Origin of the sequence: Mesorhizobium australicum (assembly GCF_900177325.1) — a bacterium.
GTDB lineage: Bacteria > Pseudomonadota > Alphaproteobacteria > Rhizobiales > Rhizobiaceae > Mesorhizobium_A > Mesorhizobium_A australicum_A.
Genome location: NZ_FXBL01000004.1, coordinates 502,786 through 527,004, shown reverse-complemented (window position 1 = coordinate 527,004; position 24,219 = coordinate 502,786). Strand labels below are relative to the sequence as shown.

25 protein-coding genes are annotated in these 24,219 nt (G+C 58.8%); 8 read left to right on the top strand and 17 right to left on the bottom strand.

Annotated features, from left to right (window positions below):
- Positions 1-70 precede the first annotated feature (70 nt).
- From B9Z03_RS29305 to B9Z03_RS04895, 3 genes are all read right to left on the bottom strand, one after another.
- A complete protein-coding gene (locus B9Z03_RS29305; RefSeq protein ID WP_139832170.1) occupies positions 71-760 on the bottom strand; it encodes a competence protein in 690 nt (229 codons plus the stop codon).
- A gap of 433 nt (positions 761-1,193) precedes the next feature.
- Positions 1,194-2,858: a ThiF family adenylyltransferase gene (locus B9Z03_RS04900; RefSeq protein ID WP_085463156.1), complete on the bottom strand. Its 1,665-nt coding sequence runs from the start codon at positions 2,856-2,858 to the stop codon at positions 1,194-1,196.
- Positions 2,855-4,069 carry a CBASS cGAMP synthase gene (locus B9Z03_RS04895; RefSeq protein WP_085463155.1) on the bottom strand — a complete coding sequence of 405 codons (1,215 nt, stop codon included), beginning with the start codon at positions 4,067-4,069 and terminating at the stop codon, positions 2,855-2,857. Before B9Z03_RS04895 ends, B9Z03_RS04900 begins: the two co-directional genes overlap by 4 nt.
- 88 nt (positions 4,070-4,157) lie before the next feature.
- Here B9Z03_RS04895 and B9Z03_RS04890 point away from each other — a divergent pair, with 88 nt between their 5' ends.
- The 3 genes from B9Z03_RS04890 to B9Z03_RS04880 all read left to right on the top strand — a co-directional run bounded on the left by B9Z03_RS04890 (position 4,158) and on the right by B9Z03_RS04880 (position 10,022).
- Positions 4,158-4,826 (top strand): Cap15 family cyclic dinucleotide receptor domain-containing protein, encoded by a 669-nt coding sequence (locus B9Z03_RS04890; RefSeq protein ID WP_085463154.1) that lies wholly within the window; start codon positions 4,158-4,160, stop codon positions 4,824-4,826.
- A gap of 127 nt (positions 4,827-4,953) precedes the next feature.
- Complete coding sequence (locus B9Z03_RS04885; RefSeq protein WP_085463153.1) at positions 4,954-6,159, top strand: Fic family protein; 1,206 nt, start codon at positions 4,954-4,956, stop codon at positions 6,157-6,159.
- Positions 6,159-10,022 (top strand): hypothetical protein, encoded by a 3,864-nt coding sequence (locus tag B9Z03_RS04880; RefSeq protein ID WP_139832169.1) that lies wholly within the window; start codon positions 6,159-6,161, stop codon positions 10,020-10,022. Before B9Z03_RS04885 ends, B9Z03_RS04880 begins: the two co-directional genes overlap by 1 nt.
- A gap of 14 nt (positions 10,023-10,036) precedes the next feature.
- Here the strand turns inward: B9Z03_RS04880 and B9Z03_RS30005 are convergent, their stop codons facing one another.
- The 4 genes from B9Z03_RS30005 to B9Z03_RS04860 form a co-directional block, all read right to left on the bottom strand.
- Positions 10,037-11,224: a hypothetical protein gene (locus tag B9Z03_RS30005; RefSeq protein ID WP_210191343.1), complete on the bottom strand. Its 1,188-nt coding sequence runs from the start codon at positions 11,222-11,224 to the stop codon at positions 10,037-10,039.
- Positions 11,225-11,719: 495 nt separating this feature from the next.
- Positions 11,720-13,846, bottom strand: coding sequence for a peptidoglycan-binding domain-containing protein (locus B9Z03_RS04870; protein ID WP_176247428.1), 2,127 nt, complete (start codon positions 13,844-13,846; stop codon positions 11,720-11,722).
- A gap of 68 nt (positions 13,847-13,914) precedes the next feature.
- A complete protein-coding gene (locus B9Z03_RS04865) occupies positions 13,915-15,204 on the bottom strand; it encodes a hypothetical protein (protein WP_085463150.1) in 1,290 nt (429 codons plus the stop codon).
- A 38-nt stretch (positions 15,205-15,242) separates the two neighbouring features.
- Positions 15,243-16,172, bottom strand: a complete 930-nt coding sequence (locus B9Z03_RS04860; protein ID WP_139832168.1) for an SEL1-like repeat protein — start codon at positions 16,170-16,172, stop codon at positions 15,243-15,245.
- A gap of 433 nt (positions 16,173-16,605) precedes the next feature.
- On the opposite strand from B9Z03_RS04860, the gene B9Z03_RS29740 reads away from it, so the two are divergent.
- Positions 16,606-17,217, top strand: coding sequence for a polymorphic toxin type 30 domain-containing protein (locus B9Z03_RS29740; protein ID WP_176247427.1), 612 nt, complete (start codon positions 16,606-16,608; stop codon positions 17,215-17,217).
- Positions 17,210-17,608, top strand: coding sequence for a hypothetical protein (locus B9Z03_RS29300; protein ID WP_139832167.1), 399 nt, complete (start codon positions 17,210-17,212; stop codon positions 17,606-17,608). Before B9Z03_RS29740 ends, B9Z03_RS29300 begins: the two co-directional genes overlap by 8 nt.
- Before the next feature lie 179 nt (positions 17,609-17,787).
- Here the strand turns inward: B9Z03_RS29300 and B9Z03_RS04850 are convergent, their stop codons facing one another.
- From B9Z03_RS04850 to B9Z03_RS04835, 4 genes are all read right to left on the bottom strand, one after another.
- Positions 17,788-18,117 carry a DUF3768 domain-containing protein gene (locus B9Z03_RS04850; protein WP_085463147.1) on the bottom strand — a complete coding sequence of 110 codons (330 nt, stop codon included), beginning with the start codon at positions 18,115-18,117 and terminating at the stop codon, positions 17,788-17,790.
- The gene (locus B9Z03_RS04845; protein WP_085463146.1) at positions 18,114-18,359 is read right to left on the bottom strand and encodes a hypothetical protein; all 246 of its coding nucleotides are present in this window, start codon (positions 18,357-18,359) and stop codon (positions 18,114-18,116) included. The genes B9Z03_RS04850 and B9Z03_RS04845 overlap by 4 nt, the downstream gene beginning before the upstream one ends.
- A gap of 320 nt (positions 18,360-18,679) precedes the next feature.
- Positions 18,680-19,297 (bottom strand): hypothetical protein, encoded by a 618-nt coding sequence (locus tag B9Z03_RS04840; protein ID WP_085463145.1) that lies wholly within the window; start codon positions 19,295-19,297, stop codon positions 18,680-18,682.
- A complete protein-coding gene (locus tag B9Z03_RS04835) occupies positions 19,281-19,919 on the bottom strand; it encodes a helix-turn-helix domain-containing protein (RefSeq protein WP_085463144.1) in 639 nt (212 codons plus the stop codon). The genes B9Z03_RS04840 and B9Z03_RS04835 overlap by 17 nt, the downstream gene beginning before the upstream one ends.
- A gap of 145 nt (positions 19,920-20,064) precedes the next feature.
- Here B9Z03_RS04835 and B9Z03_RS04830 point away from each other — a divergent pair, with 145 nt between their 5' ends.
- Together B9Z03_RS04830 and B9Z03_RS04825 are read left to right on the top strand one after the other, a co-directional pair.
- Positions 20,065-20,310, top strand: a complete 246-nt coding sequence (locus tag B9Z03_RS04830) for a hypothetical protein (RefSeq protein WP_085463143.1) — start codon at positions 20,065-20,067, stop codon at positions 20,308-20,310.
- Between the two features lies 1 nt (position 20,311).
- Positions 20,312-20,530, top strand: a complete 219-nt coding sequence (locus B9Z03_RS04825; protein WP_085463142.1) for a hypothetical protein — start codon at positions 20,312-20,314, stop codon at positions 20,528-20,530.
- A gap of 95 nt (positions 20,531-20,625) precedes the next feature.
- On the opposite strand, the gene B9Z03_RS04820 is transcribed toward B9Z03_RS04825, so the two are convergent.
- From B9Z03_RS04820 to B9Z03_RS04800, 6 genes are read right to left on the bottom strand one after another with little or no spacing between them, the layout of a single operon-like run.
- A complete protein-coding gene (locus tag B9Z03_RS04820; RefSeq protein ID WP_085463141.1) occupies positions 20,626-21,003 on the bottom strand; it encodes a hypothetical protein in 378 nt (125 codons plus the stop codon).
- A gap of 10 nt (positions 21,004-21,013) precedes the next feature.
- Complete coding sequence (locus B9Z03_RS29735) at positions 21,014-21,184, bottom strand: hypothetical protein (protein WP_176247425.1); 171 nt, start codon at positions 21,182-21,184, stop codon at positions 21,014-21,016.
- 29 nt (positions 21,185-21,213) lie between these two features.
- Complete coding sequence (locus B9Z03_RS04815; RefSeq protein ID WP_085463140.1) at positions 21,214-21,525, bottom strand: hypothetical protein; 312 nt, start codon at positions 21,523-21,525, stop codon at positions 21,214-21,216.
- 6 nt (positions 21,526-21,531) lie between these two features.
- Positions 21,532-21,993, bottom strand: coding sequence for a hypothetical protein (locus tag B9Z03_RS04810; protein ID WP_085463139.1), 462 nt, complete (start codon positions 21,991-21,993; stop codon positions 21,532-21,534).
- Complete coding sequence (locus B9Z03_RS04805; protein WP_085463138.1) at positions 21,990-22,553, bottom strand: hypothetical protein; 564 nt, start codon at positions 22,551-22,553, stop codon at positions 21,990-21,992. The genes B9Z03_RS04810 and B9Z03_RS04805 overlap by 4 nt, the downstream gene beginning before the upstream one ends.
- A gap of 3 nt (positions 22,554-22,556) precedes the next feature.
- Entirely contained in the window at positions 22,557-23,150 is a 594-nt protein-coding gene (locus tag B9Z03_RS04800) for a recombinase family protein (RefSeq protein ID WP_176247424.1), read from the bottom strand.
- 277 nt (positions 23,151-23,427) lie between these two features.
- Between B9Z03_RS04800 and B9Z03_RS29295 the strand changes: the two genes are divergently transcribed.
- Positions 23,428-24,192: a hypothetical protein gene (locus B9Z03_RS29295; protein WP_139832164.1), complete on the top strand. Its 765-nt coding sequence runs from the start codon at positions 23,428-23,430 to the stop codon at positions 24,190-24,192.
- Positions 24,193-24,219: the final 27 nt, after the last annotated feature.

Below are 24,219 nucleotides of genomic sequence, written 5' to 3'. Positions count from 1 at the left end.
GGGCGGAAGGCTCTTGGAGCGCGCCGGGGGCAAAGCCCCAAGGCCTTCCGCAACTTACCGGCTATTCCAACTAGTATCTGCGAAAGCGCCTGCGTTTTGTTCGTGGCCGCCAGACGCGGCGTTGTTGCCTGCCAATTTCGATCGAACGCAGACGTACGATTTCAGCCTGTCTCGCGCGCTCGATCATGACCAAAGCGCGGGCCACCTGTGTCATAATCGTCTGCGTTGGCAATAGCTGATCACGCTCGTGTGCCCATCGCACGAGGGTATTTCGTGGAATCCGGAGTACGACGGCCTTGCCAAATACGCGCTTCGGCAGCAGGCACCAAAGCGGCTGCGCTACCAGAGAGGACGCATCTGAAAGTTTCGGCGCGTTCGCAAAATCGAAGAAGACCGGTGCGGAACAATCAAGCCAGTTTCGCGGGAAAGCTCTTTCCGGAAACGGCGTGACATAAACGCCTTCTTGCCAGACTGGCTGGAACGATGCCAAGCCTTCGAGAAAGCGCGGCAGGTCTCTAGTCAACCGGCCCCCGCTGACCACCCATGCCAAGTTGCCATGGAAGGCTTCGCGGGCAAGGCGCTCTTCGAGTTTCAGATATGAGTACTGGAACTCAATCGTAAACCCGTGGCCGGTATGGACATCCGCGATGTGTTTTTCGCCCGATGGTGCATAACGGATGAACTCCTGCCAGGGCTTCGGAAACCTATCCTGCCATGCGTAGTGCCACTGCGTCCTCGGCTCGTGCCAGCTATCACACACGCGCTCGCCACGGTGGGTCCAATGATGAGCCCGAATGGGACCGCATCTCGCAAACACAGGGTTCCCGCAAGCCCGGCACACACCGGTCAGCCCTGATGAGGGCGATGTAAGAATTCCATCTACAAGTGCGAAGCGCATGCCTTCCTCCATGAGGTTATGACGCGCGCCGAAGCGCGGCTTTTTATCATTTTCGAGGGTGGTTTTGGCAGCGCCACACAGCAAATGCCGGGGCTGTTCTCATTCTCTTCGACGTTTGGATTGCTCCGCCGTCGGTTATTTCGGCCAGGTGGCCGGCACCCCTTTAAGGGTACTTGATCAGGAGAGAGTATTTCGAGGCGGGCGTCAATATGCATATCCCGCGACGCAGCATTCTACACACAAGGGAGTCAGCGACTGGTACTGTTCCTGGAACCGGGAACCAGCGAATCGATGCTCAATGCACGAGAGGTGAACAAGCGGGGCATTTCTCGGAGCGTTCGACAGTTCGATCGTTCTGATGCCTGGCTTTCGAGGCATCCACCGCACGCATTCTGAAAGTCGGTCTGCCATTCTGGGAAACCGCATCGATGGCATGACGCAGAGCAAGCGCCGCAGCCATCATCGTGGCGTCTACAGCAAAGGGCACGAAGGCGCCTTCGCCGCATGGCCGCACTGCCACGTTCGGGGTCTCGTAGGGTCCCTGAACGACCGGATAGCGCCAGGATTGCTCGAATAACGGCCGCTGGCAACGAAAGCAGGCATCCCCCGCACGCCCCGTTGCAAGAAAAGTCTGTGCGGCTATGCCGTTGCCATGAAGGCATGCGTAAAGGATAGGCGGACACGCGCGCCCCGCATTGCGGCTCGCCAGCGCCCAGCCGTTGAGGGCATCGGAGAATTGCTCGCTGCCCGTTGCGTCCACAACGAGATCAAAGCCGGCCAGCCTGCTGAAGCAGGTCGCCGCACTGCGCGTCACAGCCTCGATTTCGACGTCCGGAAAATCGTGCCTTAGCGCCTCAACCATGGCTTCGGCCTTGTTCCGACCGATATAGCGGGCGCCAAGCAAGTGGCGACCGATGTTGCCTGGGGCAAAGATGTCCGGATCGATCAGCAAAAGAGAAGCGCGCTGCCCGGCGCCATTCTGAACCAGTCCCCGCGCGAGGTAGCTCCCTACGGTGCCGCATCCGATCAGCGCAATCCTCTTTCCGCTGAGGGGCGCTACGCCGGCGAGATTCCGCGCGACAATTTCATCGTGATCCGCCGGAACACCGCGCAGCCGTTCGATTTTGAGCTTGTCTTTCTCGGTAAGCCACAGAGCCCCCCGCTTGGAAGTGCGGAATCCCCGCTTGGCGGCGATATTCAAGGTGGGGTTTGCGATGGCCTGGAATCCGAGCACCCCATTATCACCTACAAGGAAGAGGCCGGGCGCGGTGTCCGACGCGGAAATGGCCAGCTCCGCGATACCGCCTGGCGCACCTTGCTGACCTTGGGCCCAGGATAGCGCGTCGGCAAATGTCTCGATCGCCGCTTCCGGAGGAAGGATGTGGCCGGTGCATTGCAGAACGGGTATCGATCCTGCAACCTCACACGTTGCATTCCCGGCTGCTGCCCAAGATTTCATACGTTCCGGAGTGGATGCAACGACGCGCAGCACATAACCATTCCGAAAACTGACTGATCCGAGAGTTGCCCTGGTCATTGTGCGCGGCGAATCGATGAAGGCATGGGGCACGCCGCCCCAATAGGCGAAAAGTTCCGCAGCGATATCGCGCGCGGGATTGCCGTGAAGCAAAATATTGAGTGTATCGCGGGCCCTATCGAGAACAGTCAATATCGACCGGTCCGGCTGGTAGCGGTCGAGCAGGAACGTCTCGCGATCGGCGTAACAGAGATAGTCGCCTTCGGTGAGATGGCCGCGAATTGCTTTCGGCAGCGCCTGACGATCCAGTACCTTCACACGCGGCAGAACAAGAAAATCATAGTCCTCGATGGTAACTTCCACCTTGACCGAGACGCTGCCGGACTTCAGTGCACCGACATACCGGTCTTCATTGACGTCACCCGCCGGGATAAATCCCTGCGCCTCCAGGACAGCCTTAATGCGGAGCCATGGTTCGCTCATGCAGAGGTGGTCGGCCTCCTGAGCGGCAGAGGCGATGCGACCACGGCAGCGACCGGCGCGCGCGCCGGTGTCTTGTCGAACGCCCGAACCAGATCAGGCCGGTACGGAACACGGGTGCCCAGCGCTTCTTGCAGCCTGCGAACCGTGATTTCCGCGTTCGCGGTGCCTTCAAGAGCTGTGTGCATGTGCCCGTGGAGATCGTTAGCGGCGTTCACAAACCGCTTCCGGGTTACCTCGTCCCAGTCGTTGAGTGGCTCCGCATCCGGCAGCACCGGGTTCACAATCGTTGCGCTGAAAAATACGGGAAGCCGTTTTGCGATTTCCAACATCGCCAGATCGTCACGATCGTTTTGAGGAACCCATCCGCCTTCTTTGTAGCTGCGGACAGCACAAGCCATGAGGGCGATCGACGCCGGACCGCCTTCGAGGAAGAGAAAGTCGCGCCAACCTTTCAGGTATCGGCAGGTCCGCCTCAACTGCGGGCCATGCCGCTCGCACTCGCGCACAAACCAGTCATGCAGCGCGCGAGGGTCCGATGAAATCCAGCCTTTCTTGCGATGCGCCAGCATGACCCTGTCGGTAGGGATGCGGATGTCCGAGAACCCATCCAGAACGGTAGACAACCGGGCGCTCCCGGCGACGAGCTTCAGCCCCGTGACATCCTGGAAGCATTTCTCGAGCGTTACAAATTCCGTGTCGGGCACAGCGTAGAGCGGCAGATCGATGTGAATCTTCTCGTCGATGACGACGCGAACGCAGGTGTCCTTGTTTGTTACGAGGCGCCACCCGCGCTCCTTGCACAGGGGCGCGAGGGCCGTCTCGACCAGCTCGAAATACTTGGTAGCAGCCAGCCCCGGCTCGAAATCCGAGAGAAAGGATGTCCGGGCATAAATGCCATCATCCAGGTCCGTTTGCTGCGGAGGACGGCGAGCAGGATCGATGACCGTGTCGTAAACGACACTGCCTTGCCTGAGAAAGCGCAGCTCGAACTGAAGCGGTTCCTGCTTTGCCCGGCGGTATTCTGCCGAAGCGTAGCTCATTGCCCGTCCGCTATCGATTACGAACCGCGTCACTTTCCTCAGGCGGGCGCGAATATCGCGGTCGGCCTGAAACATAGCGGCGCGCACGTCATCGGGCAGTTGGATGGCCTGATGGTAGGCGATAGCGTCACGGGCGCCATAGAGCAATGTGTTGGCGTTCATGAGCGCCATCGTGCGTTTCCTTTTCGGGTGACAAAACGTGAATCACAATGTAGCATAAACAAAACAAGAACCAATACTATATATTGAGGAATCGGGCATGTATCAAGCCCTGGAGAAGCCGACGCTGATCCGCATCGTGTTGGCCATTGGCGCTTTGGCGCTGATCGCAGCCTGGTTGGTTATCAGACCGACCGACATGACCGGATATGCGCGGACGGTGTCGTTTGCGATTACCGGCGCGGCAGCTTTTATCATGATTCTCGGTACATCGCCGCTCTGGCGCGTGTTCTGGAAGATTTTCCCCTTTCTCAACACATGGGTTTTCCCCAATATTTCAGGGGAATGGGCATTCATTGCAGAATCCAACATCAAGGAGATTGCTGCCTTTCATCCCGATCTTGACCCTGCAAAGGTCAAAGTGCGGATTCGGGGCACAATGACCATACGGCAGAGCTTGTTCGCTATCAGCATGTCGTTGACCGGCGACGGCGATTACTCGATGTCGGACACTTTGTTTGTTAAGCCGATCAAGGAGGCGGGAACCGGCCGTTTTTATGTGACCTCGGTTTTCCGGAACAGCACCCCGCATCCTCAGCCGTCGGATGAGCAGATGCACATGGGAGCGGCCTATATTGAAATCCTCGCCACGCGCCATCCTCCAGAGATGAAGGGCGTCTACTGGACAAACCGAAACTGGCAAAAGGGAATGAATACGGCGGGAACGATTAAACTGACCCGTGCCTCCCCCAAGCGAGGGGGCGCCTGAGGTCAACCGGCCTACTAAGCGGCCAAAATAGCGGAATATTTCAAGCTTCTCTGATGTGCATATGTATGATATCATTAAAAAAATTTTGATTTGAAGTCGGCCAGAAAAGCGGCCAAAGACAGGCAATATGATCCTTCGCGACGATGGAGAAACAACCGGACTGTTCGAGCCGCTCATGATATCGGCGGATGCTAAGCGGCGCGGGGTTCTGAACGATCTGGCTCTCGATCTGGCCGCGCGCTCGGAGGGGTTCAGGCGCTCGCTCCCGGCCTCGATCTCCGCCGCCTTGGCCGATCTCGTGCGTTCGATGAACTGCTACTACAGCAACCTGATCGAAGGGCACAACACGCATCCGATCGATATCGAGCGCGCCCTGCACGGCGACTACAGCGCCGACCCGGAAAAACGCAATCTGCAGCTCGAAGCCAAAGCGCACATCACCGTGCAGCAGTGGATCGATGCGGGCGGGCTTTCCGAGCCGGCAACGGCACCATCCGCTATCCAGGAAATGCATCGGCGGTTTTGTGAACTGCTGCCGCCGGAATTGCTGGTGGCAAAGGACCCGACCACGGGTGAAGAAGTCGCTGTCGTACCTGGCGCCCTGCGTGAGCGCGACGTGAAAGTGGGTCGCCATATCGCCGTGAGCCCCGGCGCCGTTCCACGGTTCCTTGCGCGCTTCCATCAGGCTTACAGCAAGCTGGGGCGCATTGATTCCGTCCTCGCCGCCGCCTGCGCGCATCACCGGCTGCTTTGGGTGCACCCCTTTGTTGACGGAAACGGCCGCGTCGCGCGGATGATGTCGTACGCAATGCTGCTCGGTACGCTGGACACGCAGGGACTCTGGTCGGTTTCACGCGGACTCGCGCGGCAGGAGAAGAAGTATAAGTACCACCTGGCCGCATGCGATATGCCCAGGCGCAATGACCTCGATGGGCGCGGTACGCTCAGCGAGGAGGAGCTGGCCGCCTTCGCTGAATTTTTCCTTGAGACCTGCATCGATCAGATCTCCTTCATGGAAAACCTGATGAGGCCCGACCGGCTGCGCGATCGAATATTGATCTGGGCGGAAGAGCAGATCAGGGCGGGAACCCTTCCTTCAAAGTCCGACATCGTGCTGAAAGCCGTCCTCTATCAAGGGGAATTGCAGCGCAGCGATGTCGTGCAGATGCTTGGTATGAGCGAGCGTGCCGCGCGGCGCATCACGTCCGGGCTGCTTGATGTCGGCGCGCTGACATCGGAGAGTACCCGCGCGCCGTTGCGATTGGCCTTTCCGGCGAAATTCGCCGACCGTTGGATGCCGGGGCTGTTTCCCGAAGACGACGGCGGCCGATGATGTTCGAGATTGCTCCCGACTTCATCAAGACGCTCGATAGCGTCATGCTGGTGAGGCTGATGAAACGCCTCATGCTGGCGGAGTGCCGACTGACGGATATTCCGCTTCGCGCCGCATCGGTGCCGTTGCAGGTAACGGTTCCGGACGGCGGCGAGGATGGCCGCGTTCAATGGACGGGCGGCCTCGACTCCACTGCTTATTTTCCCCACCGGCTGACGCTCTTTCAATCGAAAGCGCAAAATCTGACCGAGGGGCAAATCCGCGCTGAGATTTTGAAGAAGGCAAAGGGCGGCAAGACCGCGATCAACGACGCAGTTCTGCAAGTCCTTTCAGACGGCGGCGCCTATGTCGTCTTCTGTTCCTATCCGATGATCCAGAAGAAAAAGGACAAGCTGGTTGCTGCGATCCGAAAGGCCATCACGGACGGCGGCGGCGATCCGAATATGGCGGCCGCCATCGAGATTTACGATGCGAACCGCATAGCGGATTGGGTTTTCACCCACCCGGCGGTGGCACTGTGGCTGGCTTCCTATCAGCGCGGCCGGTCGCTGGGCGGGTTTCAATCGCATGAGGATTGGGGCAAATCGCCGGGCATTTATGACGTACCCTGGGTGCCGTCCGACACGCCGCGCTATGTCCCGGTCAACCGGAACATAGAAGAGGCGGAACGCAAAGATGTCCGGATCAACGCCTGGAATTTTAATCAGAGCGTGCAAGCTTGTCTTGATGGATTGGAAGACAAAGAACGCATCATCCGGGTTATTGGCCCGTCAGGCTTCGGAAAATCCCGTTTTGTGTATCAGATGCTGGCTGACGGGGCGGCAGTTGATGCTCAGGTGACAGCCCGCTCCGTCATCTATGCCGATTATTCCGTCGTTGAGGAAGAAGTCCTCAAGTTGGCGCTCGAAATCGCCGATTCCGGATCGAATGGCATACTGGTCGTCGATGAATGTCCCGATGACGTTCATCGCAAACTCGCTGATTTCGCAGGCCGGGCGGGTTCGCAACTCCGGTTGATCACGATCAACGTCGAAACGAAATTCACGCAAGCGAAAGGCACACGCACGCTTCGCCTGGAGCGCGCCGACGACGCCAATATCGAAGCGATCGCGAAGAGCGCTGCTCCGGCGCTTCGAGATGCCGATGCCCGGTTTATTGCCGAACTGGCGAACGGCTTTCCACAAATGGCGGTTCTGGGCGCACAGCAGGGCGATGGGCGCGACATTATCAATTCAGCCGAGCAGGTTCTTGACCGGGTAATCTGGGGCGGCAGCACACCAAATGACGAAGCGCAAAAAGCGCTGGAGATATTGAGCCTGTTTGAGTGGGTCGGTTTCAGGAGTCAGGCTGCCGCCGAAGCGGCTTTCGTGGCGGAGAAGCTTGCCGGCATGCCGCCCGCGCAGTTCACCGATCTCATACTGGGCTTTCGGGCACGCGGGATCATTGAGGTCCGCGGCAGCTTCTTCCAGGTTCTGCCGGTGCCGCTCGCTGCACGACTCGGCGAAAACCGGTTGGGCCGCCTGTCGCCTGAAGCGCTTATCTCATTCTTCTCAGATGCATCCGAAGAACTGAAATCGAGCCTGTTGCGCCGCATGCGGTGGCTCGACAATTCGCCGACGGCAAAGGCCTTTGCGCGAGCGCTGCTGGCTCCTGAGTGCCTCGGAAACCTTGCTGCTCTCAACACCGAGTTTGGCGCCAAGTGCTTTGATCGGCTCGTCCACGTCGATCCCGACCGGGCGGCGGAGACGATTCATCGTGTGCTGTCGCCGCTGACGAATGACGAACTCAAGGCGATCCGCGATGGGCGCAGTTATCTCATTTGGGCATTGGAAAAACTGGCCTTCCGTGCGCAAAGCTTTACCCGCGCCGCCACGTTGCTGCGCCGTCTTGCGGCGAGCGAAACCGATGACGGTTATGACAACGGTGCTGGCGGCCACTTCAAGCAGTTGTATCAACCATACCTTTCCGGCACGGAAGCCGATCCTGCCACCCGCCTGCTGGTTCTTGAGGAGGGTTTGCGCTCGCCGGATGCGGCGGAGCAGCGGCTTTGCGTCGACGCGCTCGAAAGCATGCTGATGACATCCCACTTCTCCAGAAGCGGGAGTTCCGATGAGATCGGTAGTTCACAGCGCCTGGAGGACTGGGTTCCGAAGACCTATGGCGAGCTGTGGGATTTTCATCGCACCGGCCTTTCCCGGCTCAGCGAGTTTGCAACATCGGGAGGGCCGTACGCGGAGCCGGCCAGGAAAGCGATAGCCCGGCACCTGCGCGGCCTGCTTAGCTCAATACCTTTCGAGGATGCGCGCGCCGCCGTCTTGAGGATCATTGCGCATACAGGAGTCTGGCCGGATGCGATCAAGGCGGTTGCAAGCTGGCTGTATTTCGATGCGCAGAAGAACAAACCGGATCGAGTCTCGAAGGTGCGCGCGCTTTTCGACGAATTGATGCCGGATGATCCGGTCGATCGGGTCGTTGTTTACACATATGGCTGGCCTGCCGATCTTCATGATCCCGATTCCCGGTACGACCGTTCGCCAGGCGCAAAGCACGACTTCGAGTATTCGACCCGCGAAGCTGCGAAGCTGGCTCCGGCTATCGCGAAGGACAGTAAGATGCTTGACCGGACGCTTGATGCGCTGTGCGTCAATGATGGCAAGAACGTTTTTGGTTTTGCGCGCGAACTTGCCAGGTCGCTCCACGATCCGGTGGCCGCATTCAAACGGGCAGTCGAATATCTGAATGACAAGCCGACGCCGGCAAACCGGCAATTATTCGGCGGATTGATTGCCGGCACCGACGACCGGAATAGCGAAGCGGCGCGCGAATGCGTGCGTCTGGCCCTCCAGACGCCGAAGCTCAGCGATGATGCGATCTCCATGATCGGTTCCGGCAAGCTCCAGCCGGCTGATCTCGCCCTTGTGATTTCCCTTCTGGAAAGTGGAGACGTTGAGCCGTGGCGATGCGTGACGCTGTCCTACGGTCAACGTCTCAACCATCTCTCGCCCGGCGATATTCAGCCGCTGCTTGATGCGCTCAAGCGTATGGGCGCGCCCGGTCTCTGGGCCGCGATCGAGATCGTGTTCATGTATCTGTACGACGGGCGGTCGCCCGCACGCACGCTCATCCGAACCGTGAAATCCATCCTGCTTTCCCGCGACCTTTTTAACGGTGTTAATCGGGGGACGATGGACGGGCACTATTTCCATGAATCCGTCTCGTGGCTCGCGAAACATGGCGCTGTCGATGACAAGTTCGCCTGCAATATGACAAGGCAACTTGTGCGCCTTGCTCGGCTTGCAGACAGCGACGTGTTCTTCGCGCTGGATGATCCGGCACGCACAATCCTGCAAACTCTGATCAAGAGCCATCCGCAGCAAGTCTGGGGCGAACTGAGCAAGGAATTTGAGAGGAAGGACCCGGTGCGTCGTCACCGGCTGGGCCGCCTCTTGCGACAGGATCGGGAAGACTGGCTCGGCGCCGGCCTGCTATTCGAACTCCCGCGCGAGCTTTACCTCGATTGGATTCGCGCTAAACCAGAAACACGGGCCTTCCTTGCGGTGCCGTGGCTTCCGATTGCCCTAGAACAGCGCGACGGATCATTGGCATGGCATCCGGCGATGGCCGCCTTTGTAGAGGAATTCGGCGGCCAACCGAATGTTCTCCGCGCTGTGTCAGATCGTCTTCGTCCCAGTTCATGTTCGGGGTCGCTCGCGGGATATCTTGAGCCCCTTGTACCGCTTGTGTCCGGCTGGCTCGTGCATTCTTCGCCGGCGGTTCGCGCCTGGGCCGCTGCAACGCTCGATACCCTGCGTCGCTGGATCGAGTCCGAGCGCGAGGATGACGATGAGCCTTTCCGTCATTAACTCCTGCCGGAATGTCAGGTGTAGAAAGCTAATTGGTCGAGAGTGAGCAGCGCCTGAAGCGCCCGCACTTGCGTATAGCTCTCCGCATCGGCTTCGCCATGTCCGACTGCGTGACGCGAACTTGCCTTGCCGGTTCGCGTCCCAGGATCGAAATCTGCAAATGTGTGGGATTTCAGATAATGAGCGAATGCTGCCGGAAACAGCAGCGTGTCCGGCTGTCCGGCTTTTTTCTCGGCAGACAAGACCGCGAATTCCAAGAGCTTATTAAGCTTCGCCCCCTTGCCGTGAACCTTCCGGTACGCATCGCGCAATATGCCTTCGATTTCGGTCAGCACAATTTTCAGTACCGCGACAGAGTCGCCGGATGCGAAATTTTTGAGGGCCGATCGGAGCAGAAGCTCCTTGCCGGCAAAGTGAGGTTTAGCCATCCATCGGGCAAACATGCTCTCGATCCGCGGCACATCGAACGTGGTAAGCAGCTTCGCTTCGATCTCGTCGAGCTCGAACCCTGCTTCGCAGTGGCTCGCAAGCTGACGAAACTCCGCGCCGAGAATTTCAACAAACGGGAACCAACCCGCCTCGACGAGACGCCCGAAAACGTTTTGGTCAGCGATGGAGTCATACAAGTCTCGGTACTTCAGCCGTCGGTGGAGTGTTCCGAGATCCCTTTCCATATCCTCTATTGAGAGATCGCCGTCGGGATTGAAATCGCAGAAAAGCGCAAACCGCCATCCTTCTCGGAAAATGCAGATCACGCGGTCCTTCTTATCGATCTCCACGAGCGGGAATGACATTCCAGTCACATCCGCGATGTCCTTCTCGAAAATGACCGCTCCTGCCGCCATGGGGCATTTGATCAGAATCTTGATCGTAACGGCCGCCGCATCGAGCCACAAATCACCCGTATTGTCGGGGTGAACTATCAGCAACATGAGACCGACGCGGGTTAAGTCGATGGACTGTCCGGCCTGTCCCGCCCGATATTGAATATGGGCAGTCACGCCTTCCACGATTCGGTGAAAAAAGCGATCATCTGAAGTGAGATAGAGACGCGTATAGATGCTGATCGTTTGGCCACCGCGTCCGGCTTCGGCGGTGACGCCATTGAGCTGCAAATCCGTCAGCTTGATTGGCTTGCCAAGGTTTCCGGCAAGTACACCAGGCGCGGGTTGATCGGGAATCGGCTCGGAAGATTCGGTCATGCTAAATCTCACCACATGCGTGGCATTGTAAAGATTGTGAACGGCATGGTTGCGGAACGGGCGGCAATGCTTGTTTGATGGAGGTGCAGGAGGAGAGCAAAATCTCCGCCTGCTCGATGGGGTCCGGGGGAGAGCCGACATCTCCTCCGGCCGCCTCCATGCGCGGGAGCATGGCGCGGGTCCATGGGGCGGCGGACGCCCCTGGTCGTGATCCATCTTCGAGAAGATGGCGCGCATCCAAACCGCGCAGGGTTGGTCATGGGGTGTCGGGGAGCTCCGAACGCTCCTTGACTGGTGGTGCAGCGGTCAGACGCCTGCGAGTGATCGACCGGCGATACGGTCGGATGGCGCGTGAAGGCTCAATGCCTGATTTGCGCCACAGGCCGGGGGATGCAACGGGGGTGCGCAGCGACCCCCTTGCCAAGATGCGGGGTACTACCCCGCACATCTTGCGAACCGCGCTATGCCCGATTGACTGGTATTACCAAGCCTTGGCTATGAACCAACCGCGTTCGCAGCGAACATGTATTCGAGCCAGACCGTCTCACGCTTGTCGCTCGGCATGGAAAAATACTGGTCCACCAGGGCCGCCGCTTCCGCCTGATTTGCCATGGAACGCGCGCGAGCCTCAAATTCCGGGAGGGCTTCTTTTAGGCGGCGCTGCCGGTCTTTACCGAACTCGCCCTCAGCTTTTTTGAGGGCGGCGTTATCGCTAAACCCGGCAAAATCGGCTTTGAGCGTATCGGCCCATGTCGCGCCAGCGCTCAACCCGGCCAGACCGGGTGGCAGCGCCGTCAACTCGGCAATCCTGCGGTCCACGATTTCAACAAGGCGTTTGTCGCGCTCGGTGGTCAGGGCTGCAATGAATTTCTGCTTCGGGGTATCCGGTATGCCGGTTGTTATTGCGGGCACAGCTTTCAACTGCTCGGCGATCTGGCGGACGCCGCCGAGATCGCGGGGCGCTGCCGATGCTTTGGATAGCTCGGGCGCAAATAACTGCTCGGCGAAACCTGCCTGCAACTCCTCGATAGCGCGCGTGAATTGATCCCGATCCGCCGCAGCCATCTGGGCAAGGAAACCAAAACGGTCATTGGAGAGAGCATCGCCTGCCAGCTTCAAACCCGATGCCGGATCGCTAGCAGCCTGCGTTGCGGCCAGCGCCTTGTCCGCCTCGGCGCGCGCGAGCGTCTGGATGCGCGCGTCGATGGCGGCCGCCGCATCCTTCGTCTCGCTCGGCCATAGCTGGGTCGATTTCGCGGCGATCTGTTCGCGAACCGCGATCAGATCGCCTGCGACCGAACGGAAAGGACGATCCCCGCTCATCGGTGCGGCAGCTTGCTGAGCGAGGGCGCGCACCTCGTTCCTGATCTTGCGGATTTCACGGACCCCGAACATAGGCGCATGGACGCCATATTCCCTGAATCGCCCCTCGATCAAATAGTTGTAGATGCGCATCCGGTCGCGGGTGAACGGGTCTCGTTCGCAATGATCGCCGATCTCGTCCCAGATTTTCCGCCGCGATTCTTCGTTGAGGGCGTCGAACGCCTGCCCGAACACCGGGAGGAAATCGTCATCGGCAAACAGAGGCAGGGTGCGCCGGTGATTGCTGCGATCCCCTTTGAGGAAATCATGGCCGGGGTATTCGACCGTCAATTTGTCCATCCACCCGATGAGCGCTTCGCATCTATCCCGCCACGTCGGTAGTGACACAAACGTTCCACCGTCCACAGGTATCGCGGCAGTCGGCGTCATCCTCGATCCCCATGCCGAATAATGCTCGGCGGCGAAGCTAGGACACGGCCCGCTTGAAAAAGCGGCTTCTAGCGGTGCGCTTCCAAAGATATCGCCTGTCAGGGTAAAGTTGCCCGGTGTGATCGCGCCGATGTCGTTATCTCGTTTGCTGACGACAAAATTCCGCGTCCCTTCCTTGCCGCGAATGTCCTCACCCAAAAAGGTTGTGTAGGTGACATGTCCGTCCTTGTCGTTCGGACGGTATAGGGCCAGCGTCAGTTCGTAATAACCGTCTTTTCGGGTGGCGATATCGAACTCGAATTGCGTATCCAGCGTCTCCCGGTCGCGCTTGCAGGCCATGCGCCCATACCATACGCCGTACCCGGGGCGATTGACCTGCACGTAGCCTCCGCCCTGCGGGGTGGCTGCTGCCACACGCGCTGGTGCCGTCATCGGCTGGGCGGGTTGCTCGGCGGTTTTGGTTCCGGCCGGGTCGGTCGTCCCAAAAATCGTCATGCGCTGCGGGTCGGTCAGGACGCCGGTCGGCTCGTTGTCGATGGAGGCCTGCCAGTCTTTAAGCGCCTGTTCGGTTGCGCGTCCCCAATCTCCATCCGGTTCGCCGGGATTGAAGCCGTTCGCGATCAGGAATTGTTGGAGCCGGTAGACGGTGGGATTTCCTCTCGGGCCGGATTCAGCGCTGCGCTGCTGCGTCTTCCGTTGCTGCCGCCTCGTTTCGGAACGCTGCTGCCGCCGGTCTGGCACACGGCGAATGATTTCATCCTCATCGAGGCGGCGGATAACCCGGCCGCCGCTGTTGCGCTGCATCTCGTTGAGAAGCTGCTCGCCGAAGCGCAAAATATCGTTCGCAGCTGCTTGCGGCGGCAACGCCACCGTCAGGGCTGCCGCCGTTGCAATTCCCCGTAGAAGTATAGACCCGCCAGATGTCATGTTCGCTGCTCTCAATAGCATGCTGCGATGGCAGGGCGGAGTGCGCCGTATCGTGTTACGTTCGCGAACTCGCCACCAATTGTCTGCCACTGGTCCTTCGTCAGGCTGGCATCCTTGAGTTTATCGACCGCGCAGGCACAAAACCCGGACTGATCGAACCGCCCCTCGCAGGATTTCTGGGCGGCCTGATGAAAGCCTGCCATTTCGCGCTCGCGCAGCGCCTCGTCCGGATCGGCGTAGCCGAGACGATTGCGCAGCGCCGGGCTCATGAGTCGAGAATAGGCGATAACGTCATAGGGATCGAAGTTGCTTCCCGAGCGCTGGAGAATGATGCTGTGCAGGCTTCTCTCGAATTTGCCAAAGTCTGCGCCCTGACATCCGTAGTTCTGGATGAACAGTCGCCCGTCCGCCTTCGCTTCGGCGATCTGCCAGGCATTGCTTTCGATGTAATCCATCATCCCCGGCATACCCTGAGACATGCCTTTGAGCATTTCGGCTAAGCGGCCAAGACCCTCCTGCATCAACGCGTCCCGATCGCCTGACATGGCTCGCCCGAGCTTTGGGTCGATATAGGCGATAAAGGCGCGGGCGACATTGATGGGACGGTCGCCGCAGTTTTCGGCGACCGAGGCGATGATGCTGCCGACTGTCTTGCGGCTTTCCTGATCGTCGGGGATGTCGCTCAGCTTCCCGAGGTAGAGGGAGGCAATTAGCGGTGCGAAATTATAGCCCGCATCGGGAAAGCTGCCACCCTGAATGTTGCGCTGGACATCTTTGAACTGCTCAATGCCGCCGGAGGCTTCCGGTTTCGTCGCCGGTGGCGGTGCTGGCGGCGGCTCTGCCGCAAACGGCTTTGCGCCCCCGGCATTTTGGTCCGGCTTGGGCGGCAATGCCAGCGCCGTCACCGACCCGGCATTCTTGGGCGTCTCGCTCGCGGGCGGCGGGATCGTCTGGGCTGGAGCGCCATCAACAATGCTCACCGGCACGTCGATCAGCAGCCAGTCGTTCTTTGCCGTGACCACGCCGCCATAGACGGTTTTGTCACCGGCAACGCCCCTTATCATCACGTCCTCGATCTGGTCGCACTGGAAGCCGAGCACCGCGCGGACGCCAGCGATCATCTTTTCGAGGTTGGCGCGGTCACTGTTGAAATAGGCCGGATCGTCCGCGCGCACCGTTATGCGCGCCTTCGCGGCGCAGGCAAAATCATCCGGCAAGTATGCCTTGGCCCCGCCCAGCTCGGTAAAGAGCTTTTCGGCACTGGCGGCGCTTGCCATCGACGCCAATAGCAGCGCGGCCATGCCCGACTTCAAAAACCGTCCCACGCTCACGCCCGCCCTCATTGTTCCGAGAAAAACGCATTCATGCGCGAAAACACATGCTTCGCCACCGCTCCCTCGCACCCGTGCCGTTTTAGAAAGGCCTGCCCGTCATATTCGGCAACGGAGGTCTGGATGGCGACCGCGACATTCTCATCGGCCTGCGCTGTCCAGCCAGACGGATAGCGATAGCGGAACAGCTTCGGCACACTGGCGGGTGAAAGCACCTCGCCGCATTCGTTCATGACCGTCTGAACGAGATTGAAGACATAGTTGCGTGCCAGCGGCCCCACGCCCTCATCCTTCGACTTGCCGTTGATGCTCGCAAAATCGGAATTGAAGAACGCGGGCAGGAATTCGCCCGTGTACATCTGCGGGTTGAACTGCAGCTGGTCGATCTGCACCTTGGCGATCTCAAACCCGCCCGCAACCGCCTTCTGGTAGGCGGCCAAGGCCATGGCGGGGTCAATCTCCGTGCCGTAGCCGAACTGGTAGGCATCGCCAAGATAGGCCGAGGCGGCGGCATAGCCAGCATCTGCCGCTTTATTGAATTGCGCAAAAGCCTCGCTGCGCTTGTTGCCCGCCAGCAGGGCGCGGCCAAGCTGAAATATGTATCGCGGCACGGCACCCTGCTCGATGGCCGCTTCACAGGCCATCACCGCGAGTTTTGGCACAATCGCATCATCCGCCACGCCATCGGCGTAGCGCTCTGGGTCGTCAGGATGGGCGGCGAGGATATCGCATTCATCCACCAGTTCGAGGACGGAGGTTTCCTGAGCCGGTGCCGCGACCGGCATCAACGCATTCGCTGCCAGCACCAAGAAAAACCATCCCGCGCCCAGCCGTTCATTCACCGCTAATAATTTGTCCCGCGACCCCGTTGTCCGCATGCCCCACCCGTAGCAAGATGTTTGAAGAATAGGGAAATCGTTGGCCGGGTAAAGCGTCATGATCGGGATCAGAAGGATATTTCCGCGGGTGGTGCTGGCCTTGCTGCTGGTATTGCCCGAAGCCTCGCTATGGGCGGCGCAGCCGTCCGTTTTTTTTGCGAGGCCGGATAGCCCGTCCCTAATCCTCAAAGTACAGCGGCGCGGCGGCTGGTCCGCGCCGGTTTATCGCGCTCCTACTTATCGTCCCGCTCCGCGCGTAGTCAGGCCGCCGGTGGTGAGGCCGCAGGTCAGGCGACCGCAGGCGCAAACTATTCCGCGTGCGGGCCGGATGACGGGATTGAACAACGGGATTCGCCAGCCGGGAATCGCAAGAAAGCCCGCCGCGAACACATTGGCGCAAGCCCAAAGGCTGCGCCGGACGCTGGCGCAGCGGCAGTCCCCATCAGCGCAAAGGACAGTACGGCGACCCCTAGCAATGCATGGTGTTCGACGAATGGCAGCGCAGAACCATCCGAATGCAATCAAAAGAAAGGCAAGCGCCAGCGGTGTCCGGCGTTTGGCGCGGCCGGCGAATGATAACGCTCGTGGCGCGGCATCAACGATACCTCGCCATGGTGTTCGAAAAGGCGGTTCCAGCAATTCCTTGATTAAGCACCCCATAAGGGCCTTGGCGGTCGGTCGAAATTTTGGGCTCGTTACAGGTGAAGGTACGTATACGCTTGGCTCATTGAATGGCCTAAAATCAAACATTGGGTACGCAAAATCTTTATCACAACTTCAAAGGATTTCGGCTCGGGACATATCCACGGCGCTGACGGGTGGCGGTGTCTCATTGAAGCAAATTCGAAAGTTGATCCCCGCCAACCGTGAACTCCCTTTTACCAAAAGCCAAAGAATTGATGAGGGATATAAATATCGCTTCTTTCTCAAGGGCCAACGAGTCGAGATCAAATGGCATTCTCCAGATCGGGGAGCGCCGGTCGGGTCAAACTCCCGCAAAATGTGGACAGCACAGGTACAAATCGGTGGCAAATATCTGGGGTCTGATGGTAAACTATATCGGAATGCAAAACAAAACATAACGCATATTCCACTGTATGAATGAAATACTCGAAGTAATATCTGATGAATTAGACAAGGTACCGGTTCATATTTCTCATGAACAGGCGCTGAGGTTTGTCACAACTCTACGCAATTCGGTCAAGGGGATTCGGGAGAATGACCGTGAGGATGCAATATTTATATTGAATGTAATATGTGAGAAATTTGTCCTGAGCTACGATGAGTTCGATCAAAAACTCTCGGATGAATTCGAAGATTTAGCGTTGGAACTGTGGGATCGTCACGATGTTTCTTCCACAGATTACTTTGCGACAATATTATTGGCAGCTGGAAAAATTGAAACACTGAGGAAATTGTCCGATGATGCTGTCGTCCTCAGCAATGATATTAGAGATATAATCGTTGAAGCTATCAACGATGAATCATTCGGATAAATTGGTAGTTATACGTTGCGAACTTCGCGTAGTTCTAATCGACCCGTAGTGTTACGCAGTCTTGCAGAGTTCCGCTCCAGCCATCTCGAACTGTGCTATTTCCCTTGAACTGAGGCAGGCCAATTCCACGCGCCTTAGTTGGAGCGGGCCTTGAACCGCACTTCGACTGACGCTTGCAATCAGTATTCCTCCGCCAGCATGATGGTCAGCACTCGGCGCGTGACCTTCGGATCGGCCGGGTCTTCGTTGCGATGGCGATACTCGGGATCGTAACAGTCGATCTTCCAGAAGACCTTGCCGACGCCCGGCTGGTCGAACGCGCCGCAGTCGTGTTCGCCGTACGGATCGTCGTCCGGCGAGAACGCATCGAAGGTGCGGACCCGCGTGATGACCGCTTCGCGAAGATCATCGGGAAGCGATGCGATGCCGTCTGTGAGGACGACCCGCCCCGTGAGGAAAGTCTCACGGAACAGGTCGTTCAGGCCGGCGACGGTGAGCGCCGCGCTCACTGCTTGCCTCCGTCGCGCTCTTCGTAAGGCGGCACCAGGAAGATGACGCCCTGGCGCTGGGAGAGTTCGACCGGGATCAGGTCGAGGATCATGAGAGCGCCGGTCTTGCCGTTCTTCCTTGCCCAGACCGCGCCGATTTCTTTGGGGCGGGAGAGGATGTCCTGATCGTGTTCATCCTTGCCGGTGATGCGGGAGAACGTGACCCGGTAGAGCGGGCGCTCGGGTTTGGTGTGTTTTGACATTGCTTGTTCCTTTCGCTGTCAAGTTCGCGGCCGGATCATCCAGCCGATGCGCGAAAGAAGCCGGGCGGCAACAGGCCGCCCCGTCATGGCCCACACGGGAGCGAAGCGAATGGATCGGGCAGGTCATTGACGGCAGGCCGCCCCCCGGCAAGCGTCATCGAAATGGCTGGATGGTGCAGGTTCGCGTCAGACCCGCGAAGTCAGGAACCGGTGGCATAAACACGTCGGCAGCGACCGTCGACGAAATCACTCCGGAAGACGATGCAAGGAAGCAATCGGAATCCGATCCTGCCTTCGGCGTAGCTGTGTAGAGGTGATTTCTAGGCACTCAATGCGAGGTCAGGTTTCGCGGTCCGCTTCCGCTCGAGATCGACCGACAGGCAGCGGATGCAATCGAACGCTGGAAGTTTGAGCTCGCGGATGGCGGGCGTGATCCAGCTTCCTGCATATATGTCGATAGCCTTGTCTTCCATCATGAAGGAGAAGACTGCCAGTTCTTCGCGCAGGAAGGAGAGGCTTCGTTCTATGGGAATAGATGTCTGCCTTTCAGCCAGCGCGAGAATCGCCTCGTGAGCCGGACCACTGGCCGTCAGTTTATCGATCAGCGCTCTGGCGGAAGCATAGCGCGGGTCCATCAGGTAATCGTCCCAACGGCGGATGGTGAGCCCGTGCAGGGCAGCGCGATTTCGCTCCAGCCATTCCTGCCCCTCACGCCGGCACGCCATCCAGTACCGTTGGGGCTCCGGCAGGTTGTGACGCTGCAATGTGTCGGAGAGAACCACAGTCGTATTTTCGTAGCGGCGCCGACAGAAGTCCGCCAGAGCTTCCAGTTTGCGGCCCTCGTAGCGCGGATTGCCGACGCTGACCTGCAACCTGGCAGCCGAGGCTTCAAGGGTGCCGTATCGCCCGTTGATGGTGACCCTATAGTCGGTCGGCATCGGTGGCGCTGCTGCTTGTAGGCTGCTCGGCATGGCTCCAGTTCCAGTTGAAAAGATTGGTCATCATCCGGGCAAGCTGCCTGTCCTTGAAGATGACGGCTTTCGTATTGTTTTCGGCGCAGATGCACACCTTCTCGCCATAGACCATGGTGACGTAGTTCGTGAAAAATTCCTTCGGAATCCAGCGGTACTCGTTGACGGGGCCAAGGAGATAATCGTTGTCCTCGCGCACGAGCTGGCGCACGGAGACGCCGAGCTTGCGGATGCGCGCCCAGGAGCGCACGACCTCTTCGCCCGACTCCCGGTCATCCGCGCAGAAGAGAAGGATTTCGCCTTTCTGGTCGATCATCGACTGGTAGACATCGTCCAGCACCTGAAGCCACCAGCCGTCGCCGCCGATGGTGTAGATAGCCGTGTCGCGCTTTTCGACGCCGCGTTCGGTGAAGAAGATGCCTTCGGACTTGAAAACCTGCTCTATCTTAGCCGCCAGCTTAGTCGATACGGCGTTGTTGCCGGTCTCTGCCTGGGAAATAGTCGTGAGCGAGGAATTGGCGCGCTCGGCCAACTCCGTCTGAGACCAGCCTGTCATCGCCCTTGCCGCCGAAATTTGATAGTTTTTCATGAAAAATTCTCTCTTAATCCTGATTATACTAATAAAAGCTATCAATAAAAAGAGAATATTTAACAGTTTTAAGCTTATTTTAATATTTTACATATAATTTCCTCTCCATTGAGCCTTAAACTTATTGTGTGGAAAGGAATTTACTATGAATGCATTGAAGCAAGTGGGGCTTCGCTTCGCCGATTGGCTGAGTTGGTCCCAAGCCAACCAGAACGCCATTTCTATCTTTGATGTCAAAGAGTTGTACGATGCAGCCTATGCCGAGAAGGCTAAGGCCCGCATCTGCCTCAAGACGTTCAAAGCCCTGCTGGAGAAAGCCGAAAAGCTGGACGCCATCTATCGCGCGCAGATGCAGGCTGATCAGGTGGCACGCTTTGGAAAGGCGGCCTGAGATGACGATCCAGCTCAAGGAGCCGATCGGCTCGTATCAACCCCGTTTCAATCGCTTTCTGAAGCTCATGTTGCGGGTAAAGGATCTCAAACCGCTCGACATGCACCTCTGGAAAGTCATGGACAGTGTGGCATTCCAAGACACGGAGACGGCCCTGCAAACCACGATCTACAATGCAAGAGCGGACGAGAAAAAGCAGCGCGTGACTGGAAGGACCTAGCCATTGCCCCCATCGAAATCCCCTTCGCCGCTGCCCACCCCCGGGTGGCGGTTTTTCTTTGAGCCCGTCTAGACCTACGCCAACCGCCTGTAGGCTCAGCCCCAGCCATTGGAGGCGGAGTGCTCGTACATTGTCGGCTTCTTGAGCGGCGGCGTGGGAAAAGATTGCGTCCCGGCCGCTTCCGATACGAGGCAGCGCCATGCGCTGAGAAGGTCGGTCGAGAGGATCAGCGCAACGTCGTGCAGGTCTTCGCGGTACTCGGTGCTTAAATGGTCGCCCTTGTCGAGCCGGCAGACAGCATTGCGGTGCGCCTGCATATCGTCATGGAGGGACGCCGTCTCTTTCAGCGTCACACCGGTACCGATCACGCGCCGCGCCATCTTCGCCCGGTGGATCAGGCGTGCCATCATGTTGAAGTAGTTCCGCGCCCCGTCCAGTACCCCGCGTTCCTCAGGCGTCAGCCGTTCGGTCATATCTTGCGCCTTACGATTTCGGGGTCAGATAGCGGGCAATCGTGGTGTAGCGCCGTGCATAGGCGAAGCGGTCGCGCAGATAGATGGTCCAGATTTTCTGCATGGCGGGATCGCCCGGATCGAGCATCACCGCGACCTGCTCGGGCGTCATGCGCAGCCGGAAGAGGCAGAAGAAGGCCATATCCTCGCTGCCTCCCTGCTCCGCGCCGGTCACGGTTGCACCGGCGCGGAAATCTCAATCGTCGTCGGTCTTACCGGCACCCGGCCGCCTTCGGCCGAGGTCTGCAAAAACCGCCACGTGGATAGCAGGCGACTGCTCAGCCACGCGCCGAACGCCAGTACGTCCGGCCCTGCATCCATCGCCGCCCATCCGACATTCCGGCGCTGGCGGACCATATGCTCATGCATGGCCGCAACCTCCGCCAACGGCACACCCTCGTCCCATGCCCGAACCACGTCGTTGTGAAACACGACTGCCGCCACAAGGACGGCACGCTCTTTTTCATTCAGCTCCCGCATCATGGCGCGTCAGCGCAGGCAGTAAAACGTCGCGATGGCCGCGATCACGATCGCCTGCCGCCAGTATCTTACGACGAAACCGACAGACAGCAGCAGGAACAGGGCTAGGAAGAGCAACGCGACCGGGCCTTTGTAAAAGTGGTGAGCCCAGAGCCACACCATGCCGTAGCTGATGGCCACGTAAGCGATCGCCGGCGCAAGGAAGCCAAAGACCGCCCCGAGGGCACGGTCAACCGCGTCGGGCTCGGCGGATGACGACGCACCGGACGAGGAATAGCTCCCCACGGACACTTCCGGCGATGAGGGGATGGACAAGCCGGGCATGGATATGTCGGGCGATCTTGAGGCGTTACCGCGTGCGAGCGTCTGCGCGATGTCGCGGCTCTCCTTCTCGCGGCGCTGCCGGTCTTCAAAGGCAATCCGGTAGTATGGATCATGCGCCGCGCGATGCAGTTGATTGTAGTCGCTCATTGCGCCGCCTCCTGACCTGCCATTGGGGCCGGCTCGTCCATCCCCTCCACGCCCGCACGGTAGGCGGCGTTGAGCTTGCGGCGGTGCAAGGCACCCAGCAACAGATAGACAAGCATCGCGCCTGCGCCCGCCATCACGCCCTGCGCAATAACCATATCGAATCTCGCACCACGCGACGCCGCGCTGACCATAAGGAAGGTGGTCACGCCGACAGCCCACCAGAAGCGCTTGCGTTGACCGCGCGCGAGCTCATCGCGCAGGCGGGTCTGAAGATCGGCCATGCCGGGGCTGTCTTTCAGCCGCCCGGCCTTGTCCGACAATTGCCGGTTCGCGATTGCCGGTAAAGCCGTCTCAGCCGGGACGGCTACGGCCTTGACGCTTTCCGGCTGCATCGCGCCGCAATGCTTGCACTTGCGCGCATCCTTCAGAATTGTCTCCGCGCACTCCACGCATGTCTTCTCGTTACGGGATTCGAGGTAGCTGCCGATCCCGCCCATCACCAGGGCGAGCGGAAGCCCGATGCATAGCGTGGCCAGCAGGAAGATGCCGAGCAGTCCCATGAGTTATCTCCTTGCCTTTCGGATGTGATACCGGCGCAGCGAACATGAGAGCGTCCAGGCATCGACGTCGAGCTCTGCCGCTATCGCCGTATAGGTTGCGCCTGCGCCAATGCGCGTATCGGCACTACGCAACTGCGCATCGTTCAGGCGCGGCGGCCGGCCGAGGCGCTTGCCGCGCGCCCGCGCCGCCGCCAGTCCCTCCTTCGTGCGCCGCGAGAGCGTCGCCCGCTCGAACTCGGCCAGCGCGCCCATGATGGTGTAGACCAGCCGCCCGTGCGGCGTGGTCGTGTCGATATCGAGATTGGCGATCAGGAAGTCGATGCCGCGCCCGCGCAGGCGGTCCAGCTCGTTCAGCGCATCCTTGGCCGACCGATACGCGCGATCGAGGTCCCAGATGATGAAGAGATCGCCCGGCTGGAGCCGGCGCATCACGGTCTGATAGACCGGTCGCCGCCGCGCGGTGGCCGAGAGGGTTTCGATATGCAGTTCGTCGCAAATCATCTTCAACCCGTCGATCTGGCGATCCGGCTTCTGCTCGCACGTCGAGACGCGCAGATAGGCGATCTTTCTCGTGTGCGGCGTCCGCCCGTTCGTCAATCTTGATGGTGTTCTGTCGTGAGCCCTCACTATGGATCGTTTTCGAGCGCAGCCCCCGGCGACGGCGGCACGCCTTCTTCATGGTTCGAGAAATGACGGAAATCCGGGCTTCGAGAAAAATTCTACCGGATCGCAGAAAGGGGATTCAAATCCGCTCGAAAACGATCCTTTTCAAGCGCGCAAATAGCGCCCGGTCACCACATCGCCCGATAGCACTTACATTGCCGTCACAGCATGCCTAGAATTAATCTTTAGCGTTTCCGGTTGGGATTTTTGGATGGTCCAGCGCAAATTCAACGCACCGTCGCTTTCTGAGCGTGGCGCGCATAACCCGCAATATCAGAAAGTCGTCTCTCGCCACTTTGGCGCAGATGTCGGATGGGAAATTGACCTTTCGGGTATTTTGCAGACGCGGCCGGGTCAACAGTTTGCCGAACAGGATGTCGACCGCCTTGCCGCGTTATTCGCCCAAATCGTAGATGAGGGCCAAGAAGCGGCCGTGCGCCTCGGCACAGGCTTGGATATTGAGGTGCCTATCAGGATCAAATCCAAAAAGCCGGGCTGCATCGCTTATCTTACCCTAGCTAACGGAAACGGAATTGCCTTGGAAAGTGACAGGCTAGCAAGCCTAGGAAAAAGCGGAACCGCCCGGCTTGGGTCCCGTCAGTTCTGCATATTGCCGAAAGATGGAGAGACTCGCTACTTCGAAATTTCGGCCAATTTCAAGGGAATCCATCTTAAGTATGTGCCTTTTGCCGATATCCAAAAGATCTTGAACGATAAAGTTCAAGAACAAAATTTGCGGCAAGAAGAAGAAAACGAGTATCCTTCAAGTGAACTAGATTTAAGGAGACCCGACGTTCCGCCCGAACGTCGCGAGCACAGGAATTTTTTGAAGGGTGAGAAACTTAGAGCCCGCGTTCATGCGCGAATAGACGAAGTCTCAGATAACGACGTCTCCGTTTTCTGGGAAATTGTATCGTCGTTGTCAAACGGAGAGCGATTGTCCGGCGTCAGCACCAATGAGACAAAATCGGCTTAACTGAGAGGGGAGAATTTCTGGTTCATC

Bases quoted from the DNA above. Each gene is read 5' to 3' on its own strand.
- B9Z03_RS29300 (WP_139832167.1), top strand. From the start codon at position 17,210: ATGAATGAAATACTCGAAGTAATATCTGATGAATTAGACAAGGTACCG.
- B9Z03_RS04865 (WP_085463150.1), bottom strand. From the start codon at position 15,204: ATGGCCGCGCTGCTATTGGCGTCGATGGCAAGCGCCGCCAGTGCCGAA.
- B9Z03_RS04860 (WP_139832168.1), bottom strand. From the start codon at position 16,172: ATGACGCTTTACCCGGCCAACGATTTCCCTATTCTTCAAACATCTTGC.
- B9Z03_RS04880 (WP_139832169.1), top strand. From the start codon at position 6,159: ATGTTCGAGATTGCTCCCGACTTCATCAAGACGCTCGATAGCGTCATG.
- B9Z03_RS29735 (WP_176247425.1), bottom strand. From the start codon at position 21,184: ATGGCCTTCTTCTGCCTCTTCCGGCTGCGCATGACGCCCGAGCAGGTC.
- B9Z03_RS04885 (WP_085463153.1), top strand. From the start codon at position 4,954: ATGATCCTTCGCGACGATGGAGAAACAACCGGACTGTTCGAGCCGCTC.
- B9Z03_RS04835 (WP_085463144.1), bottom strand. From the start codon at position 19,919: ATGAAAAACTATCAAATTTCGGCGGCAAGGGCGATGACAGGCTGGTCT.
- B9Z03_RS04890 (WP_085463154.1), top strand. From the start codon at position 4,158: ATGTATCAAGCCCTGGAGAAGCCGACGCTGATCCGCATCGTGTTGGCC.
- B9Z03_RS04895 (WP_085463155.1), bottom strand. From the start codon at position 4,069: ATGGCGCTCATGAACGCCAACACATTGCTCTATGGCGCCCGTGACGCT.
- B9Z03_RS04845 (WP_085463146.1), bottom strand. From the start codon at position 18,359: ATGTCAAAACACACCAAACCCGAGCGCCCGCTCTACCGGGTCACGTTC.
- B9Z03_RS04820 (WP_085463141.1), bottom strand. From the start codon at position 21,003: ATGACCGAACGGCTGACGCCTGAGGAACGCGGGGTACTGGACGGGGCG.
- B9Z03_RS29740 (WP_176247427.1), top strand. From the start codon at position 16,606: ATGGCAGCGCAGAACCATCCGAATGCAATCAAAAGAAAGGCAAGCGCC.
- B9Z03_RS29295 (WP_139832164.1), top strand. From the start codon at position 23,428: ATGGTCCAGCGCAAATTCAACGCACCGTCGCTTTCTGAGCGTGGCGCG.
- B9Z03_RS04840 (WP_085463145.1), bottom strand. From the start codon at position 19,297: ATGCCGACCGACTATAGGGTCACCATCAACGGGCGATACGGCACCCTT.
- B9Z03_RS30005 (WP_210191343.1), bottom strand. From the start codon at position 11,224: ATGACCGAATCTTCCGAGCCGATTCCCGATCAACCCGCGCCTGGTGTA.
- B9Z03_RS04810 (WP_085463139.1), bottom strand. From the start codon at position 21,993: ATGAGCGACTACAATCAACTGCATCGCGCGGCGCATGATCCATACTAC.
- B9Z03_RS04805 (WP_085463138.1), bottom strand. From the start codon at position 22,553: ATGGGACTGCTCGGCATCTTCCTGCTGGCCACGCTATGCATCGGGCTT.
- B9Z03_RS04900 (WP_085463156.1), bottom strand. From the start codon at position 2,858: ATGAGCGAACCATGGCTCCGCATTAAGGCTGTCCTGGAGGCGCAGGGA.
- B9Z03_RS04815 (WP_085463140.1), bottom strand. From the start codon at position 21,525: ATGATGCGGGAGCTGAATGAAAAAGAGCGTGCCGTCCTTGTGGCGGCA.
- B9Z03_RS04830 (WP_085463143.1), top strand. From the start codon at position 20,065: ATGAATGCATTGAAGCAAGTGGGGCTTCGCTTCGCCGATTGGCTGAGT.
- B9Z03_RS04825 (WP_085463142.1), top strand. From the start codon at position 20,312: ATGACGATCCAGCTCAAGGAGCCGATCGGCTCGTATCAACCCCGTTTC.